We start from the raw sequence: 17,584 nt of genomic DNA on the forward strand, positions 1-17,584 counted from the left end.
GCGTCCCGCGCGGCCTTCGGATTTCGCGATCGTCTCAAGGCCTCGCTCAGTCGAGCGACTTGATGGAGACGGAGCGGAACTCGACGGGGTCGTTGTGGCCGGCGAAGCCGAAGTAGCCCTTCGTGCGGTCCTTGCCGGGGTGGGGGGAGTCGGCCATGAACTCCTTGACGGTGCTCAGGTCGGCGTCGACGATCACGCTGCCGTTGAGCTCGACCTTGATCTTCGAGCCCTTGACGGTGACCTCCTCGAAGTTCCACTCGCCGACGGGGCGGAGGTAGCCGCGCTTGGCGGCGACCATGCCGTAGACCGAGCCGTGGTACTGGCGGGGGTCGAGCTTGGCGTACTGATCGGCGTCGTCGTCGAGGATCTGGAGCTCGGTCATGCCGTTGTAGGCGGCGTCGCCGGAGCCGGGGTAGCGGATGGCCAGGCCGTTGTTGCCGCCGGGAGGGACCTTGAACTCGACGCGGGCGACGAAGTCGCCCAACTCGTTCTCATGGTAGAGGACGCCGCCGTGGCCGGGCTTGCAACGGATGGCGCCGTCGACGACCTCGTAGTTGTCGACCGCGCCCTTCCAGCCGGAGAGGTCCTTGCCGTCGAAGAGCTTGGTGAAGCCGTCGGCGTCGATCTTGGCGAGGAGGGCGTTGGCCTCGGCCGCGGGGATCTCGCGGAGCTTGACGTTGCGGAACCGGGTCTCGCTGCCGTGGGTCTGGAGCTGGATCGGGCCGACGGCGGCCAGCGGGAGGTCGCGGTCCCAGTAGTTCTCCATGATCGCGCCGTCGACGACGAGCTTGCCGTTGAGGTGGATCGTGGTCCGGGCGCCGACCTGGACGACGCGCAGGGTGTTCCACTCGCCGATCGGGTTGTCGGCGAAGACCAGGGGGTCCTTGCCGGGCGCGCCGGGGGAGTTGTTCCAGAGGCCGCCCGAGCCCTTGCCGGCGCCGAGGTCGTGCTTGCCGGCCTCCTCGCGGAAGTCCCAGATCTGGATCTGGGGGGTGCCGCGGAGGTAGATGCCGCTGTCGCCCATGGGGCCGATCTTGAAGTCGATGAAGAACTCGACGTCGCCGTATTCCTTGTCGGTGGCGAGGAAGACGCCGTGGCCGTCGTTGACGATCTCGCCGTCGGCGACCTTCCAGTGCTGGGCGGCGTCGGCGGCGTCCTTCTCGAGCTTGGCCTTCTGCTCCTCGGGGCTCATCGCCCTGAACTTGCGCGGGTCGATGGTCGACTCGCCGTGCCAGCCTGAGAGGTCCTTGCCGTTGAACAGGTTCTGGAAGGCGGGCTCGTCGGCGGCGGCGGGCCTTCCGGCGAAGGCCGCCGAGGCCGCCAGCAGGGCCAGCGTCAGGGGGAGCTTCTTCTGCATCGCGTCGATTCCTCAGGGGGGTCCGAACGGGTGGGTTTCGAGTTGCGGGGGGATCAAGGGCGACGAGGCCCGACGCCTCGCGGCGTGGGCCCCGTCGCCGGAGAGGGGGGTGCGGCTCAGGGGGCCGCGAAGGTGAAGACGTAGCGGCCGGAGCCGACCTCGGCGACGGCCTTGCCATCCTCGACGCCCGCCGTCACGCCCGCCGCCTGGGCCAGCGGCAGGCCGCTCTCGGCGACCTGCGCGGGATCGGCGACGGGGATGACGACCTTGGCGGTCGCGTTGGCCGGGACCGTGACGTCCATCGTGACGACGCCCCCCTGACGCGTCCAGGCCACGGCGACCTCGCCCCGGACGCTCCGGTACGAGGTCGTCGCGGAGGTGAGGCGGTCGGTGAACTGGGGGGCGATCACGATCTTCTTGTAGGCGGAGCCGGCGTTGTGGATGCCGCCGATGTTCTCGACCATCCAGCCGTAGACCGCGCCGAAGGAGTAGTGGGCGAACGAGTTCATGCCCGGGTCCTGGAAGCCCTTCTCGGGGGTCCAGCCGTCCCAGCGCTCCCAGATGCTGGTCGCGCCCTGCTTGATCGAGAAGCCCCACGAGGGGAACGTGTCGTTGAACAGGAGCCGGTACGCCACGTCCTGGCGGCCGATCTTGGAGAGGACCAGCATCAGGTCCTTGGTGCCGATGAAGCCGGTCGAGAGGTGCCAGTTCTTGGCCTCGATGGCCTCGACCAGGTGCTGGGCGGCCAGCTTCGCCTTCTCGCCGTCGACCAGGTCGTTGGCCAGGGCGAGGACGTAGCAGGCCTGGGTGTCCCCCTTGATCCGGCCGTCGTCGGCGACGTACGCCTTGTTGAACGAGGCCTTGATCTTCTCATAGACGTCGGCGTACTTCTTGGCGTCCTCGGGCTTGCCGAGGACCTCGGCGGCCTGCGAGGTCAGCCGGGCGGCGAGGGCGAAGTAGGCCGTGTAGATGATGTCCTTGGGGGTGTCGGCGCCGATGCTCAGCCAGTCGCCGAAGGCGTGGTACTTCTCGGGCGGCAGCAGGTCGGGCGTGCTCCGGCCGATCAGGAACTCGACGTACCTGACCATCGACGGATACTGCCGTTCCAGCAGCGGTTTGTCGTTGTAGACCTGATAGACGGTCCACGGGCAGACGACGCCGGCCTCGGCCCAGGCGGGGCCGCCGTCGTCGCCGGCGACCTTGACCGGGGCGACCATCGGGAACTGGCCGTCGGCGCGCTGGCCGTCGGTCAGGTCGACGAGCCACTTGTCGAAGAACGACTGGACGTCGGTGTTGAGGGTCGCCGTCTTGATGTAGACCTGGGCGTCCCCGGTCCATCCCAGCCGCTCGTCGCGCTGGGGGCAGTCGGTGGGGATGTCGATGAAGTTGGCCCGCTGGGTCCAGACGATGTTGCCGTGGAGCTGGTTGAGCATCGGGTCCGACGACTCGAACGCGCCCGCGACCGGCGTGGCGCTGGAGACGGCGACGCCGACGACCGTCTCGGAGTTCGGCGCCTCGGTCAGGCCGGAGACCTCCATGTACTGGTAGCCGTGGAAGGTGAACCGGGGGGTCCAGACCTCCTCCTCGCCGGTCCCCTTGCAGATGTAGGTGTCGATGCAGCGGGCCTCGCGGAGGTTGGTGACGTAGACGGAGCCGTCGGGGTTGAGCCGCTCGGCGAACCGCATCGTGATCACCTGGCCGGGCGCGCCGCGGAGCCGGAGGCGGGGGACGCCGGCGAAGTTCCGGCCGTAGTCGATCACGTAGACGCCGGGCTTGACCTCGCTGTAGGTCTTGGCGCGAAGCTCGGCGAACGGCAGGACCGGCGGGCCGGGGTGGGCCTGGACCGCGGGCGAGAGCTCGGCGCCGGTGTCGACGGCGCCCCAGGCCGAGGCGTCGTAGCCGGGCTGGTCCCAGCCGGCCTTCTCGAGCCGGGCGTCGTAGGTCTCGCCCATGAGGAAGTCGGCCTCCTGGAACGGGCCGGTCGCGGCCTTCCAGTCGGGGCCGGTGGCGACGACGCTGGTGGAGCCGTCCGCGTGCTCGATCACGAGCTGGGACTTGACGCGGGTCTTCTTGCCGTAGTGGTCGCGCACCTTGCCGAAGCCGACGTAGCCGCTGTACCAGCCGTCGGCCACGATCGCCCCCAGGGCGTTGGCGCCGGGGCGGACCAGCGGGGTGACGTCGTACGTCCGGTAGTAGACGCGCCGGGTGTAGTCGGTCCAGCCGGGGTTGAAGAGGTCCTCGGCGACGCGGACGCCGTTGACGTGGGCGTCGTGGATGCCCAGCGACGTGGTGTAGAGCGTGGCCCGCTTGACCGGCTTGTCGACCTGGAAGTCGGCGCGGAGGAGGGCCGGCTTGGGGAGGATCAGCTTGGAGACGGCCAGCTTGCCCCAGGGGCCGTCGCCGTAGTTCGCGACGACGGCGGCGGCGGGGAGGCCGACCGCGTCGATCTGGCGATTGTGCCAGTTCTCGCCGGGGTCGGCGATCGACTTCCACGAGGCGTCGGTGACCTTCTCCACGACCCGGCCGTCCTTGAGCTTGACGGTCAGGCGGGCGAGCAGGCCCGCGGGGCTCGGCGCGCCGTTCTCGACCTCGACGCGGATCGAGTTCGCGCCGGGCTTCAGGGCCCGCGTCGGGTCGACCTGGAGGGGGACCTTGAAGCTGGTGCCGGCGGCGACCAGCTCGCCGTTGATCGTATAGCGGTGCGAGTCGTCGGCGACGGTCAGCAGGCTCGCCTCCTCGATCGGGGAGTCGGCCGGGACGTCGATTTCGGTCACGAAGAGGCGGTGGCCCTTGGGCTTGTCGGCCCCTTCGTCGGCGGCGTGCCAGATCCAGGCGCCGGCGCCGAAGTCGGCCTCGACGGACGAGGGCGACTCCTCGCGGGCCTTGTCGAAGCCGATCCACTCGGCCTTCCAGTCGGCCTCGTCCAGCAGGCCCATCGACCAGGAGGCCGGGGCGCTCCAGCCGGAGGCGACGTCGGCCTTGTCCCAGACCCGGACCTTCCACACGCAGCGGACGCCGCTCTTGAGCGGGGCGCCGGCGTAGGCGACGCCCGTGGTCTCGTCGCTGGCGACCTTGCCGCTGTCCCAGAGGTCCCCCTCGTCGGCGGCGAGCTTGGCCTCGTCCGTCGCGACGACGATCTGGTAGGCCGACTGGACCTCGCCCCGGCGGGAGGAGGCGAGGATCCAGCTCAGGCGGGGGTTGGTCGCGTCGATCCCCAGCGGGTCGACCTTGGCGTCGACGCGGAGGTACGCCGGCGAGAGGCCGAGCACGTCCCCCTGCGCGGGGACCTGCTGCGCCCCGGCCCGAGCCGAGGCGGCGCACGCCAGGGCCGAGGCCAGGAGGGCGGTCAGGAGCCGTCTACTCAACATGATGGGATTCCTTTCTTCCAACGTCTGCATCGGCGTTCGCATTTGCGGGAGAGGGGCCGGGGTCGGGCGGTCAGTTCCCGGCCTCGACCGGCGCGGTCGCCGCCGCCGGGGGGGCTTCCCCTTCGGGCGTCGACCTGGGGGCGAGGGAGTTGCCGTAGCCGATGATCACCGTGGAGGCGATCAGCACGGCCAGGGTCAGGGCGACGAGCCGCTTGGTCCGCGCGCTCGTGCCGGTCCATTCCTTCAGGGCGATCCCCCAGAGGGTGCTGAAGATCATGATGCTGGCCATGTGCAGGGTCCAGCTGGAGAACTTGTAGTCCTCCCCCATCTTGGTCTCGCCCATCGTGTAGAAGAAGAACTGGAAGTACCAGGTCACCCCGGCCAGGGCGCTGAAGACGTAGTTCCAGAACAGGGGGACGCGGGCCGAGGCGGCCTCGGCGGCCGACGCGCCCAGCCCCGGCGCCTGGAGGGCCGCCTCCTCGCCGGGGGCGTCGGTCGCCGTCTCCAGCACCTCGGTCCGGTCGCGGCCCAGCGCCGCGTCGGGCCGGACGACCGGGCTCAGGTACTGATACGCCGATCCGTTCTTCCAGTGCAGGAAGAGGCACCAGAGGAAGTTGGTGGTGAAGCCGCCGGCCAGGATCACGACCAGCGAGGGGAGCCCGCTCCACAGGTCGGGCGTCTGGTGGGCCTTCGTGATCGCCTTGATCGGCCCGCTGGCGTCCAGGCCGAACGCGAAGCAGGCGCTCATGACGCCGGAGAAGGTGGCCACCAGCAGCCCCTTCTTGAAGTCGAACTCCTGGATCGAGGCCTTCTTGGCCTCCTCGGACAGCTCCCGCTCCTTCGACATCCCGGCCAGCCCCGCCACGGCGATGCCGGCCAGGCAGACCAGGACGCCGAGCAGCACGACCTGGCCCGAGAGGGTCGGCAGGATCTTCGTGAACAGCTCCCCCTTGACGATCGGCGGCACCATGGTGCCGAAGGCCGCCGTGTAGCCGAGCGCCACCGCCATCCCCAGCGACATCCCCAGATACCGCATGGTCAGGCCGAACGTCAGCCCCCCCGTCCCCCACAGGACGCCGAACAGGTAGACCTTGAACAGCGTCTCCGCCGGGGTCTCGGCGATCACCGACGGCAGGTCGTTGGTCATCGTCAGGCCGAACAGCCAGGGGGCGATGATCCAGCTGAAGACGCCGCCGGTCAGCCAGTAGGTCTCCCAGGACCACTTGCGCACGAACCGGTACGGGACGTAGAAGCTGCCGGAGGCCAGGCCGCCCAGCCAGTGGTAGACGAGGCCGAGGAAAGGGTTGGGAATCATGAGAGGTTCTGGATGGCCTTGGGGGGGTGTCGGTTCTCGTCGCCGCCGGACGGATCAAGGAGGACTCAAGGGATCATCCCCGGCTTCGCTCGCCGAGCACGTCGGCCTCGTAGCGCTTGACCTCGTCGACCCAGGCGCGGCCGACGGGGATGCCCTTGGTCTGGAGGTAGTGGTCCCACACGGCGCCGAACGGGAGCGTCTTCAGCTCTTCCAGGACCGCCAGCCGCGAGGTGTAGTCGCCGTCGGCCTCGTACTTCCGGAGGGCGTCGATCGGCTCCAGCAGGGCGAGCAAGAGCGCCTTGATCATCGAGCGGGTGCCGATGACCCAGGCGGCCACGCGGTTGATGCTGGCGTCGAAGAAGTCCAGGCCGATGTGGACGCGGTCCAGGTAGTCCCCGCGCACCAGCTCCTGGGCGATCAGCTCGATGTCGTCGGTCAGGAGGACGACGTGGTCGCTGTCCCAGCGGACGCCCCGGCTGACGTGCATCAGGACCTCGTCGACGTAGGTCAGGGCCGACGACAGCTTGTCGGCGACGACCTCGGTCGGGTGGAAGTGGCCCGAGTCGATGGTGAAGATCTTCTTCCGGCTGACCGCGTAGCCGAGGTAGAACTCATGCATGCCGACGACGTAGGTCTCGGAGCCGATGCCGAACAGCTTCCCCTCGACGGCGTCGCGGTTGTACCGGGGGTCGATCTCCGGCGCGAACATGGCGTCGAGCGATTGCAAGAGCCGCTCGCGGGGGCCCTTGCGGTCGACGGTCTGGTCCTTCATGCCGTCCGGGATCCAGACGTTGGTGACGCAGGGCGAGCCCAGGGCCTCCCCCATCGCCGCCCCGATCTTCCGGCAGGCGACGCCGTGGTCGATCCAGAACTGGCGGACCCCCTTGTCCTGGTGGGCCAGGGTCCAGCCGTCGGCCGCCTTGGGGTGGGAGAAGTAGGTGGGGTTGAAGTCCATCCCCATCCCCTTCGCCTTGGCCCAGTCGATCCAGTTCCGGAAGTGGACCGGTTCCAGCGCGTCGCGGTCGACCTTCTTGCCGCCGGTCTCGGCGTAGCTGGCGTGGAGGTTCAGCCGGTGCGTGCCGGGGATCAGGGAGAGGGCCTCGTCCAGGTCGCTCCGCAGCTCGTCGGCCGTGCGGGCCTTGCCCGGATAGTTGCCCGTGACGGCCAGGCCGGCGCCCAGTTCCTCGCCGCCGCTCTCGAAGCCGCCGACGTCGTCCCCCTGCCAGCAGTGCAGCGAGATCGGGATCCTCGCCAGCCGCTCCAGGGCCTTCTCGACGTCGACCCCCAGCTCGGCGTAGCGTTCCTTCGCCAGGGCGAACGCCTGGTCCACGTTCTTGTTCGGAGAGGTCATCTGCGTTCCCTTCCAGCAATGCCACGTCGAGGGCGACGGGTTCGCCCCCGGTCCAAGATTCTCGCACGGCCGCGCCCCCGCTTCCAGAGGCGCGGCCCCGGCGATCAGCGCGAAGGTCCGGCTTCCCAGGCCGACCGCAGCCGGTGGACCGTGAGCTTCTCCAGCATCACCGTCCCCCCCTTCGCCGCGATCCCCAGCGAGGGCTCCGCGACGGCCGGCAGGTCGGCGACCGAGATCGTCGTCCGGCCCCCGTTCGCGAAGGCCTCGACCGACCCCTTGTCCACGAACACATGCAGGCGCACCACGCCGTCGACCTGCGGGACGAACGTCCGCACCTGCTTGCAGACCACGTCCTGGCGCTCGACGTCGTAGATCAGAGGCGTGCCGAGCAGGTCCAGCTCCAGGAACTTCGCCGCTCCCGGGCGGAACGTCAGCTCGATCTCGCACGCTTCGCGATCATAGTCCTCCGCCCGGCCGATGTCCTTCACCGATTTGCTGGAGATCGGGATCTGCAGCCGGCTCCGCGGGGAGAAGGACAGGAGGCGGTGGCTCGCCCGATCCAGCGGGTTTTTCGCGCCGGGCTCCAGCGGGGTCCTGCTGAACTCGCAGGAGCCGGCCCGCAACTCCTTCAATTCGGGGACGGGCTCGGCGAAGAGCCGGGGGCCGTCCGGGGTGGTCCGCAGGGTCAGCTCGGCCGGCAGGCTCATCTGCTGGTTGAACGGCGCCCCCGGGAAGGTGACGCCGTTGGCCCAGCCGACCTGGACGCAACGCCCCTTCGGCTCGTCGCTGAACGTCTGCGCCGCGTAGAAGTTGCCGTGGCGGAAGGCCAGCTTCTCCGGGCCGGAGGTGGGGGTGAACGTCTTGCCGTCGAACGTTCCGAGCTTGTACTTGCCGTCGGCTGCATAAACGACCCAGAGGGTCTTGCTCGGGTCGCCGTCGACGGCCAGCTCGATCAGGTCGGGGCATTCGTAGAAGCCGTCGAGCCGGCTGGCGAAGGTCCAGGCCTTGAGGTCGGGCGAGGTGTAGAAATCGATGCTCTGCCGCTTGGGCTCCGCTCCCTCGTCGTACACCGCCATCACCCAGTGCTTTCCGGGGGCGTACCAGACCAGCCGGGGGTCGCGGCCCTCGTGCTTGACGACGGGGTTCCCCTCGAACTCGGTCCAGGTCCGGCCCCGGTCGTTGCTGAAGACGAGGCACTCGCCCCGCCCGGTGCTGGTGTAGGCGGCGACGATCGGCGGCTCGTCCCCCTTCTGGAACCCGGAGGTGTTGCGATGATCCACCACCGCGCTGCCGGAGAAGGCCCAGTCGCCGTACTGGTGGGGATAAAGGGCGATGGGAAGCTCCCGCCAGCGGACGAGGTCCGGGCTGACGGCGTGGCCCCAGTGCATGTTCCCCCAGCCCCAGCCGAACGGGTTGTGCTGGTAGAAAAGGTGATACTCGCCGTCCTGCCACACGAGGCCGTTGGGGTCGTTCAGCCACCCCCGGCGCGACGTGAAGTGGAACTGCGGCCGGAGCGGCTCCTTGTACAGCTCGGTCCCCTGCGAATCGGCGTCGGACTGGCCGATCCGGTCGAGGGCCTTGGCGTCCTCCAGCTCGTCGACGCGGACGGTGAGCGTCTTCCCCTTCTGGGCCTCCAGGTCGCTGAAGGCGAGGAAGTCGGGCTCGACCCCGGGCGGAGCCAGCTCGACGTCGAACTCGCGGAGGATCTTGCCGGCGTCGTCCAGGATCCTGGCGCGGACCTTGGGCGCCCCGGTCTTGACCGGGATGCTCAGATACCGATGCGTGAGCGCGATCGCCTTCGAGGCGCGGGCCGGGAGCCTGGGGGCGTCGGTCTGGACGATGTGGTCGACGTTGATGTGCCCCCACCCACCCTTGCGACGGTCCACCACGCGGAGCGTCGCCTCCTTGCCTTGCAGGTCCGAGACGTCCCAGGCGTCCCAGCGGAGCCGTTCCGAGCCGCCGGACTCGCGGTTGGGGCCGGCGGCGGAGCGGACGACCCGGCCGTCGACGAGCAGGTCGAGGCAGGTCTCGCCGGCCCAGCCGCCGCCGCCGATCAGGAAGTTGAGGGCCTTGCGCTCGATGCGGAAGGGGGGGCTGATCAGTTCGCCGGTCGCGTCGTCGCCCCCCCGGAAGCTGTTCACGAGGCCCTCGCCCCGGTATCCTTCAACCGTCATCTGGCCGGGGAGGGTCCCCCGGGCGGGCGCCTCGCCGAAGGCGTCCCCGGTCGCGTTCCAGCCGCCGTAGTCCGGCCCTTCGAAGTCGGCGATCAGGACGTCCGGCCGGGCCGCGTCCTCGGTCGTCGTCGTGGCGGCCAGCAACCCGGCCAGGACCATCGTGGCAAGCATGGAGTTCCGCTCCTCGGGGTTTCGGGTCGTCTCGCACCCCACGAGGATAGACCGGGCGACGCCCGAGCGGAAGGCGTCGACGCCCGAGCGGGACGGAAAATCGAGAGGGAGGCCGCCGTGACGCGACCGCAGCTCCTGATCCTGGCGACGACCGTCCTGACGCTCGCCCCCGGCCTCTCGGCGACGACCGCGTCCGCGGCCGACTTCGCCCTGCGCGACGGCGACGTGGTGGTCTTCCTGGGCGACAGCATCACCGCCGCGAGGACCTACGGTCGGATCGCGGAGAACTACACCCGGCTCCGCTTCCCCGACCGGAAGGTCCACTTCCACAACGCCGGCTGGGGGGGCGACACGGCCGCCGGCGGCCTCGCCAGGATGGACCGCGACGTCCTCCCCCTGAACCCCACCGTCCTCATCGTCGCCTACGGCGTCAACGACATCGGCTGGGGGACGAAGGCGGACGAGGCCCACAAACAAGCGTACCTGGATGGGATCCGGGGGATCGTGGAGAAGGGTAAGGGACGCGGCGTCAGCGTCTACGTCTGCTCGGCCGCCGCCACCGCCGAGGCCCCGAGACCGCCGAGCGGGGCTTCCTCCAGGCCATGTGCGACGAGGGGATGGCCCTCTCCCGCTCGCTCGGCGGGCGGTCCATCGACGTCCAGCGCTCGATGCGCGAGGTCCAGCGGCGGATGGCCGCGTCGGCCCCCCGGCCGACCCCAAGGACCGGCCGACGCTCCACGCCGCCGACGGGATCCACCTCAACGACGTCGGCCAGCTCGCCATGGCCTTCGCGATCCTCAAGGGGCTCGACGCCCCCGCCGACGTCTCCTCCGCGACCCTCGACGCCGACGGCCCCCGCGCGGTCGAGGCCGTCGGCTGCTCCGTCTCGGGCCTGGCCGGCGACGCCTCCCGCCTGGAGTTCGACCGGCTCGACGCCGGCCTGCCGCTGAATCTAGGCCTCTTCGGAGCCCTGCAATACCGCTTCATCCCGGTCCCCGACGAGTTGAATCGCTATATGTTGACCATTCGGAACCTCCCCGACGGCGACTACGCCGTCCACGCCGACGGCCGGGCGCTGGGGACCTGGCCCGCGAGGCGGCTGGCCGAGGGGGTGAACCTGGCCTCCGCGACGGCCGACGGTTGGGAGCCCGGCGGCCCCTGGGAGGCCGCCGCCTGGGCGCTCGCCGAGCTGACCGAGGCCCGGACCAAGCTCTTCCAGAGCAAGCTCGGGCTGGCCCACCACCTCCCCGGATCGCCCGTCCTGCCGGCCTTCGACGAGCAGGCCGCCGAGATCAACGCCCGGCTCGAAGCCCTCCAGCACGCGATCGTCGCCCCCCGACCGTTCCACTTCGTCGTCGAGCGGAAGGAGGCGGGCCGATGAGCCGGGATCACGACGCCGCGAGGGAGATCGAGCGGGCCGCCGAGGCCGTCGCCACGGCCGACGCCATACTCATCACCGCCGGGGCCGGGATGGGGGTCGACAGCGGGCTCCCCGATTTCCGGGGCCGCGAGGGGTTCTGGAACGCCTACCCGCCGTACGCCGCGCTCGGCCTGGACTTCGTCGCGCTGGCCTCGCCGCGATGGTTCCGAGCCGACCCCGACCTGGCCTGGGGCTTCTACGGGCACCGGCTGTTGCTCTACCGGAGGGCCAGGCCGCACGAGGGCTTCGCGATCCTCAAGCGGTGGGCCGGGCGGGCGCCGCGGGGCGGCTTCGTCTTCACCTCGAACGTCGACGGCCAATTCCAGCGCGCGGGGTTCCCGGACGACGGGATCGCCGAGGCCCACGGGGCCATCGACTTCCTCCAATGCCTGGACGACTGCGGCGAGGGGATCTTCCCGTTCGGCGGCCGGCGCATCATGATCGACCTGGAGGCGATGCGGGCCGTGGGCGACCTCCCCGCCTGCCCGCGCTGCGGGGCGCTCGCCCGGCCCAACATCCTGATGTTCGGCGACTCCGGCTGGGACGGCTCGCGGTCGGACGAGCAGGACGCCCGGCTCCGCGCCTGGTTCCGGGCCGCGGCCGAGTCCGAGCCCCGCGCCCGTCTCGTGGTCGTCGAGTGCGGCGCGGGGACCGCCGTCCCCACCGTCCGCCGCCTCGGCGAGCGGGTCGCCGCCCTCCCGAACGCGACCCTCGTCCGGATCAACCCCCGCGACGCCGACGCCCCGCCGGGCGCCGTCTCGATCGCCTCGGGCGCCCTGGACGCCCTCCGCGCGATCGATCGTCTTATACCGTCATGACGACGCACTCACATCTCGCCCAGGAACGCGTCAAGGCTTGCGGAAGTATTCATTCATGATCGCGACCAGTTCGTCGTGGACGAGGCCGTTGGAGGCGAGCACGCCGTCCTTGCGGAGGGTGAGCGGGTCGCCGTGGCAGTTGGTGACGCGGCCCCCGGCCTCCTCGACGAACAGGCGGCCGGCGGCGAAGTCCCAGGGGGCCAGCTCGTACTCGAAGAACGCGCCGAAGGAGCCGACGCCGACGTACGCCAGGTCGAGCGTCGCGGCCCCCAGGCGCCTCAGCCCGTGGCTCCGGCGGCGGAGGATCTCGGCGCAGGCTTCGAGCGTGGCCTCCATCATGGCCCCCCGGTCGTAGAAATAGCCGAAGCCGACGAGGACCTCGTCCAGCCGCGCGCAGGGCGACACCCGCGCCCGACGCCCCCGGTGGAACGCCCCCCCACCGCGGACGGCCGTGTACCAGTCGTCGTACAGCGGGTTGCCGACCACGCCGACGGTCGCGTCCCCCTTGTGGTAGTAGGCGACCGAGACGCCGAAGTGGGGGATGCCGTGGACGAAGTTGCTGGTCCCGTCGATCGGGTCGACGATCCAGACGTCCTCGCTGGCGAGGATCGCCGCGCCCTCGCCGCCGTCCCCCTGCCCTTCCTCGCCGTAGATCGCGTGGCCGGGGAACGCCTTCTTGATGACCTCGACGACGGCCCGCTCGGCCTCGACGTCGGCCCGGGTGACGAGGTTGTAGGTCCCCTGCCCCTCCGCGTTCTTGACGTCCGCCGCCAGCCCGCCCCGGAAATATCCCGTCGCCACCGCGCCCCCCGCCTTCGCGGCGGCCTCGGCGACCTCAAGCTCGGCCTTCCACCTGTCCACGAGTCTCACCCCTCCCAACGCCCCGGACCCCTCGCCACGCCGCCCATTATACCGACCCGCCGCCCTTCGCGTTCCGAAGACCGAATTGGCTTCGATCGGCTCCGTTCGACCACCCGGCCGCCGGGCGTGAATCGTCGGATCCCCTTTTAGAGAAGGACTGTTACGAACACCTCGCCGTCCCCCGAATTGGCTTCGTTCGGCGCTTTTCATGAGACTCCTCACTCAACTCCACCGAGTCCTGACGGAAGGCCCTGGGGTGCCACGGGTTCCCTGAACCCGTGGACCGGCCGGGGATTCGGACGACGGCTTGGGACCGGCCCGACGCCGATCCACGGGTTCAGGGAACCCGTGGCACCCCGACCCCGCTTGAAGCGGTGGAGTGAAGTGAGGAGTCTCCTTTTCGTGTTCTCGTCCCCCTCATGTTCCTGGTTGGCCCGCCGATCCGCGTTTGGCTTCGCTCGCACCGCCTCGAAATCGAACCCATCGGCTGCAAAGTCTTACCCGCAAGACATCTACAACCAGAAAACTGCCCCCGCGATTGGCTTCGTTCGGCGCTTTTCGTGCTCTCGCTCCCCTCAGGTTCCAGATCCGGCCTCTGATTCGCGTTTGGCTTCGCTCGATCTCCCTCGAAATCGAACCCATCGGCCGCAAACCCTTAACCACAAGACATCTACAACTAGAAGACCGCCCCCGCGATTGGCTTCGTTCGGCGCTTTTCGTGTTCTCCGTCAGGATCGTCGGACGCCCGTCCCGTCGGCCCGAGCGCGCGCCGTCCCCGCCGCCCGAATCGGCAAGGACCTCCAGGTAACAATGGATAGGAATGCGCGATGGGGACTCGAAATCCGGGCGAACGCGCGGAATCCTCGGCGGGCGTCTCGACCTCAGGGCGCGTCGGGAAGCAGACCGGCGCCCGGGAGCCGGACGACCTCGTATCGCCAGCCGCGATCGCGGTAGTCCCGGAGCAGGCGGTCGAGCCAGGGGAAGAGGAGTTCGGAGTCATAGGTCTCGACGCGGATCGGCGCGAGGGCGGACGCGTGGTTGGCGCCCGACACGGTCACCCGGATCAAGGGGCGTCCCCGGCGGTCGAAGTCCTCCCAGGCTTCGAGGTGGTCCGTCCATCGGCTCGCGGCGTCAGGGCCGTAGACCACGCGAAACCAGGGCGAGGCGCGACCGGCCGCAGCGATCTCCTCACGGGCCCGCTCCATGACCGACCGGGTCACCAGCCGCTGCAGACTCAGGGCGTCCTGGCGCGCCTGCCAGCGTCGCAGGTGGACCGCCGTCGCGGCCAGACATGCGAGGAGCACCACCGTCCCCGTCAGGCCGAGCACCGTGAAGCGGAAGCGGGGCGTTCGCATCGTCGCGCCTCGTTTCGGGAGGTTCGATTCGTGGGGCTGTTCCGACTTCATGGCGTCTGGGGAAGCCGACCGGCGCCCGGGAGCCGGACGACCTCGTAGCGCCAGCCGCGTTCGCGGTAGGCCCGGAGTAGGCGGTCGAGCCAGGGGACGTCGGACGGCGAGCCAAAGGTCTCGACGCGGATCGGCGCGAGCGCGGACGCGAGTCGGCCGTTGGAGCCCGACAGGATCGCGCGGTGCGCGGCGGGCCGTCGACCGTCGCGATCCTCGCGGCCGACGACTTCGAGCCGCCAGTCGGCCGTCCGGCCGGTCCCGGCGTCGCGGACGACGAAATCCGCCGCCGGATGCGCGGCCGCGGCGAGGTCCCCTCTCGCCGCCTCAAGGAGCAACAACGATTCGTCCCGCTGCCGATACATCTCGACCCGGCGGGCCTCCCAGTTCCGAAGGTGGACGACGAGGGCGAGGCACCAGGCGACCAGGGCCACGGCGAGCATCAGGCCGAGGATCGACGAACGGCGGCGGGGCGTCGGCATGGTCATGATCGCGTCTCCCGTCCTACTTCCCGGCGGGGGCGGCGGGGGCGGGGAGCATGTTGCGAATGGCGGCGATCTTCCAGCCTTCGGGCGTGCGGCGGGCGACGATCGTCGTCCACATGGCGCGGACGTCGGCGAGCGCCGCGCCGACCTGGAGGTAGCGGCCGTCGGCGAGGGCCGCGTCGGGGGCGAGCAGGCGGACGGATTCGACCTCGATCGTCCGCTTCGCCGGATTCTTGCGCGAGGATTCGAGCATCCCTTGCACGAGGGAGTCCCGGCCCCGGCGCCAGGTCCCGTCGGAGACGAGCTGGTCGGCGTCGGCGGTGAGCAGGGCCTCGACGGCCTTGGCGTCGCGGGCCTCGCGGGCGTCGACGTAACGCCGGACGAGGTCGCGGACGGCCGCGTCGTCCTCCTTCGAGGGCGTTTGGCCGAGGGCGGGGACACAGGCCGAGGCGATCAGCAGGCAGATGGACGCGACTCGGTTCATGGGTAGGCTCCGGGGGAGGCGGGGAGTCGGAAGATCAGGGCTCCGGGCCTTCGGGTCGAGCCGCGGGAAGCGGAACTCTCCCTCCCGATCGGCCCACGTCGGGCTCGGGCTACGCCGGTTGGCAGAAGCAGAAGCAGTAGCCGTCCACGTCCTCGCGCAGGAAGAAGACACGGTAGCTCTTGCCGCCCCATTGAGAGAAGGAGATCTCGCCCAGATCGCCCCCCTTGGCCTTCAGCTCGGCGTGCAGGGCGTCGAGGTCGCCGACGTCGAAGCAGCAGGAGCCGGCCTCGTTCGGGTCGTGGCCCTCCTTCCGGACCAGCCCGACCTGGACCCCGTCGCGCGTCAGCCTCGCGGTCGCGGCGTCGCGCGAGGCGACCTTGAAGTCGAGCACCCGCTCGTAGAACGCGACGGCCGGATCCAGGTCCTGGACCGGGAGGGCGTCGGTATCCTCGTTCGAGATGGGGTGGACGGCCTGGAACTGGATCATGTCGGCTCCTGTCGAATCAGGGGGAAGGCGGGGCCTCGGCTCGCGGCGGCGAGCCTGCGACCGCCTGCTTCCAGACTTCGTGGATGCGGCGGGCGATGACGGCGTAGCCCTGGGCGTTGGGGTGGGTGTCGTACGCCCAGTACTGAGGCCCGACGGCCTCGGCGGCTTCGAGGGCGGCCGTCGCGTCGGCCAGCGGGAGCCCCAGCTCGGCGCAGGCGGCGGCCATGACGCGGTTCTGGCCGCGATACTTCGGGTCGACGGCCAGGGCCTCCGCCGTCTCGCGGTCCATCCCCAGCTCGACGAGCGCGCCGGCGTATCGGGGGTGGACCACGCCGCAGAACGGCGTGTACGCGACGATCATCCGCGCGCCGACCGACCGGCAGACCTGGGCCATCCGGTCCAGGAAGAGCACGGGCGAGCCCTCCGTCGCGTAGTCGCGCGAGAGCTGGCGGGGGGCGTCCTGCGACTGCGCGTAGAGCCAGGGGTTGAGTCGTCCGGCCTTCATGTCTTCATACAACTCTTCCCGAAGCGCCGTCGGCCGGGGCTGGCCGTACGACCAGGGGTTGGTGCCGTCCGGGACGGGGGCGAAGAAGCGGATCGGCAGGTGCGGCCAGCGGCGGTGGATGGGCTTCTCGAAGATCGCGCGGTCGATCAGGTCGACGATCCTCGGCCGCAGGGGGGCGTCCTCGACGCGGGGGAACTTCGGCGCGGGGGAGTCGAGGAGCTTGGGGTCGGAGGGGGCCGGCAGGTCGTTGGAATAGAGCGAGACGACGACGTCGGTGGGCTTCAAAAGCGGGACGGCGTCGCGGGTCAGGATCCAGAGGTGCGGCAGGCTGGCGGCGATCGCGCCCAGGTTGATCACCTCGGCCGGGGTCCCCTCGCGGGCCAGGATCCGCGACCACTCGGCGGTGATCGTCCCCGAATCGTCGACCCCCTCCCCTTCGACCAGGCTGTCACCGATCACCAGGATCCGCCGACGCCCCGGCTCGGGGTCGATGCGGAAGTCCGGGCCGCGGAAGCCGTAAATGTTAAGGTTATGAACTTCCGAGAATCCGTCCGGCCGGCTCTCCACCAGGAGCCGATCGTAGACCAGCCCGCGCTCCATCGCGCGGCCGATCTGCGGGTGCGACTGCGCCATCTGCTGGTAGTTGATCCGGTTGAACCCGACGACCTCGGGCGCCGGGAAGAGCACGCGGAACAGCGCCTCCTGGGCGATCGCGATCGCCAGCAGCGTGACGAGCCGGAACAGCCACCGGCGGCGCCTCGAAAGCCGGGCGACCGGCCTCGGCGAGATCGGGATCGATTCGGCGCTCGTCGGCGAAGTCATGCGGTCGGGCCTCTCGTTCGGACGCTCGGTCGAGGACTCGGGTGCGGGCCGTTCCCTCCCTTTTTACCTGACCGCCACGGGTTTTGGGGAGCCATCGTAACGGCCTTCCCCCCTCGCGGGGGAAGGTGGCCCGAAGGGCCGGATGAGGGGAAGACCAGCACGAAGGCCGCGGGCGTTTCGTGCGGCCGGGCTGCGAATCCCGACGGCCCCCATGCTTCGCGTCCCCCTCATCTGACGCCTTCGGCGTCCGTCTTCCCCCGCGAGGGGCTTACAAGGGGAGGTATTTTCGCAACTACTGGTTTTGAGAGAGGTTGCCGATCGTGATTTCGGGGCTTCGGATCGACGCCCGAGTTCACCGTTCGTGGAGAACCCCGTGATTTACGGGGCCAGATCACGGCGGCGTTTTGGCACATGATTAATCGACTTCCGTAACGGCCGCGATTCCGTGCGATTTGTCCACGCAACCTGTTCCAGCCCAGAATCTTGCAGAATACCTCCCCCTACAAGCCCGCGAGGGGGGAAGATCGTTCCACGTCGAGCCCCCCCAAAATCCGTGACGGTCA

The 17,584-nt window shown here is 70.0% G+C and carries 13 protein-coding genes and 1 pseudogene; 3 read left to right on the plus strand and 11 right to left on the minus strand.

The genetic code is table 11. The features are described 5' to 3' along the window. Positions 1-46 precede the first annotated feature (46 nt). The 5 genes from VT85_RS24435 to VT85_RS24455 form a co-directional block, all read right to left on the minus strand. Complete coding sequence (locus tag VT85_RS24435; RefSeq protein ID WP_068420778.1) at positions 47-1,357, minus strand: DUF1080 domain-containing protein; 1,311 nt, start codon at positions 1,355-1,357, stop codon at positions 47-49. Positions 1,358-1,473: 116 nt separating this feature from the next. Beyond that, on the minus strand, positions 1,474-4,725 hold the full coding sequence (locus VT85_RS24440) for an alpha-L-rhamnosidase (protein ID WP_068420780.1): 3,252 nt from the start codon (positions 4,723-4,725) through the stop codon (positions 1,474-1,476). Between the two features lie 70 nt (positions 4,726-4,795). Beyond that, the gene (gene rhaT / locus VT85_RS24445; protein ID WP_082858875.1) at positions 4,796-6,040 is read right to left on the minus strand and encodes an L-rhamnose/proton symporter RhaT; all 1,245 of its coding nucleotides are present in this window, start codon (positions 6,038-6,040) and stop codon (positions 4,796-4,798) included. A 73-nt stretch (positions 6,041-6,113) separates the two neighbouring features. Then, complete coding sequence (locus VT85_RS24450) at positions 6,114-7,391, minus strand: L-rhamnose isomerase (RefSeq protein ID WP_068420781.1); 1,278 nt, start codon at positions 7,389-7,391, stop codon at positions 6,114-6,116. Between the two features lie 104 nt (positions 7,392-7,495). Continuing rightward, a complete protein-coding gene (locus VT85_RS24455; RefSeq protein ID WP_068420783.1) occupies positions 7,496-9,736 on the minus strand; it encodes a glycoside hydrolase family 32 protein in 2,241 nt (746 codons plus the stop codon). Between the two features lie 228 nt (positions 9,737-9,964). Here VT85_RS24455 and VT85_RS30130 point away from each other — a divergent pair. The 3 genes and pseudogenes from VT85_RS30130 to VT85_RS24465 all read left to right on the plus strand — a co-directional run. Next, positions 9,965-10,303 (plus strand): annotated as a pseudogene (locus VT85_RS30130) (GDSL-type esterase/lipase family protein); the annotation flags it as partial. A 214-nt stretch (positions 10,304-10,517) separates the two neighbouring features. Then, positions 10,518-11,117: a hypothetical protein gene (locus VT85_RS24460; RefSeq protein WP_156513076.1), complete on the plus strand. Its 600-nt coding sequence runs from the start codon at positions 10,518-10,520 to the stop codon at positions 11,115-11,117. Next, entirely contained in the window at positions 11,114-11,974 is an 861-nt protein-coding gene (locus tag VT85_RS24465; RefSeq protein ID WP_068420788.1) for an SIR2 family NAD-dependent protein deacylase, read from the plus strand. Before VT85_RS24460 ends, VT85_RS24465 begins: the two co-directional genes overlap by 4 nt. A gap of 30 nt (positions 11,975-12,004) precedes the next feature. Here the strand turns inward: VT85_RS24465 and VT85_RS24470 are convergent, their stop codons facing one another. The 6 genes from VT85_RS24470 to VT85_RS24495 form a co-directional block, all read right to left on the minus strand. Then, positions 12,005-12,835 (minus strand): inositol monophosphatase family protein, encoded by an 831-nt coding sequence (locus VT85_RS24470; protein WP_068420790.1) that lies wholly within the window; start codon positions 12,833-12,835, stop codon positions 12,005-12,007. An 881-nt stretch (positions 12,836-13,716) separates the two neighbouring features. Next, entirely contained in the window at positions 13,717-14,190 is a 474-nt protein-coding gene (locus tag VT85_RS24475) for a hypothetical protein (RefSeq protein ID WP_068420793.1), read from the minus strand. A 47-nt stretch (positions 14,191-14,237) separates the two neighbouring features. Further along, the gene (locus VT85_RS24480; protein ID WP_156513078.1) at positions 14,238-14,726 is read right to left on the minus strand and encodes a hypothetical protein; all 489 of its coding nucleotides are present in this window, start codon (positions 14,724-14,726) and stop codon (positions 14,238-14,240) included. Positions 14,727-14,742: 16 nt separating this feature from the next. Further along, on the minus strand, positions 14,743-15,207 hold the full coding sequence (locus tag VT85_RS24485; RefSeq protein WP_068420797.1) for a YybH family protein: 465 nt from the start codon (positions 15,205-15,207) through the stop codon (positions 14,743-14,745). 109 nt (positions 15,208-15,316) lie between these two features. Further along, positions 15,317-15,694 (minus strand): VOC family protein, encoded by a 378-nt coding sequence (locus VT85_RS24490; RefSeq protein WP_068420799.1) that lies wholly within the window; start codon positions 15,692-15,694, stop codon positions 15,317-15,319. 16 nt (positions 15,695-15,710) lie between these two features. Further along, positions 15,711-17,021, minus strand: a complete 1,311-nt coding sequence (locus tag VT85_RS24495; RefSeq protein ID WP_068420801.1) for an SGNH/GDSL hydrolase family protein — start codon at positions 17,019-17,021, stop codon at positions 15,711-15,713. Positions 17,022-17,584 lie beyond the last annotated feature (563 nt).

The sequence above is a fragment of the Planctomyces sp. SH-PL62 genome (genome assembly GCF_001610895.1).
GTDB lineage: Bacteria > Planctomycetota > Planctomycetia > Isosphaerales > Isosphaeraceae > Paludisphaera.

What these genes read in the sequence shown, in the direction of transcription:
- VT85_RS24435 (WP_068420778.1), bottom strand. Translation starts at nt 1,357, where the DNA reads ATGCAGAAGAAGCTCCCCCTGACGCTGGCCCTGCTGGCGGCCTCGGCG.
- VT85_RS24440 (WP_068420780.1), bottom strand. Translation starts at nt 4,725, where the DNA reads ATGTTGAGTAGACGGCTCCTGACCGCCCTCCTGGCCTCGGCCCTGGCG.
- rhaT (WP_082858875.1), bottom strand. Translation starts at nt 6,040, where the DNA reads ATGATTCCCAACCCTTTCCTCGGCCTCGTCTACCACTGGCTGGGCGGC.
- VT85_RS24450 (WP_068420781.1), bottom strand. Translation starts at nt 7,391, where the DNA reads ATGACCTCTCCGAACAAGAACGTGGACCAGGCGTTCGCCCTGGCGAAG.
- VT85_RS24455 (WP_068420783.1), bottom strand. Translation starts at nt 9,736, where the DNA reads ATGCTTGCCACGATGGTCCTGGCCGGGTTGCTGGCCGCCACGACGACG.
- VT85_RS24460 (WP_156513076.1), top strand. Translation starts at nt 10,518, where the DNA reads ATGGCCTTCGCGATCCTCAAGGGGCTCGACGCCCCCGCCGACGTCTCC.
- VT85_RS24465 (WP_068420788.1), top strand. Translation starts at nt 11,114, where the DNA reads ATGAGCCGGGATCACGACGCCGCGAGGGAGATCGAGCGGGCCGCCGAG.
- VT85_RS24475 (WP_068420793.1), bottom strand. Translation starts at nt 14,190, where the DNA reads ATGCGAACGCCCCGCTTCCGCTTCACGGTGCTCGGCCTGACGGGGACG.
- VT85_RS24480 (WP_156513078.1), bottom strand. Translation starts at nt 14,726, where the DNA reads ATGACCATGCCGACGCCCCGCCGCCGTTCGTCGATCCTCGGCCTGATG.
- VT85_RS24485 (WP_068420797.1), bottom strand. Translation starts at nt 15,207, where the DNA reads ATGAACCGAGTCGCGTCCATCTGCCTGCTGATCGCCTCGGCCTGTGTC.
- VT85_RS24490 (WP_068420799.1), bottom strand. Translation starts at nt 15,694, where the DNA reads ATGATCCAGTTCCAGGCCGTCCACCCCATCTCGAACGAGGATACCGAC.
- VT85_RS24495 (WP_068420801.1), bottom strand. Translation starts at nt 17,021, where the DNA reads ATGACTTCGCCGACGAGCGCCGAATCGATCCCGATCTCGCCGAGGCCG.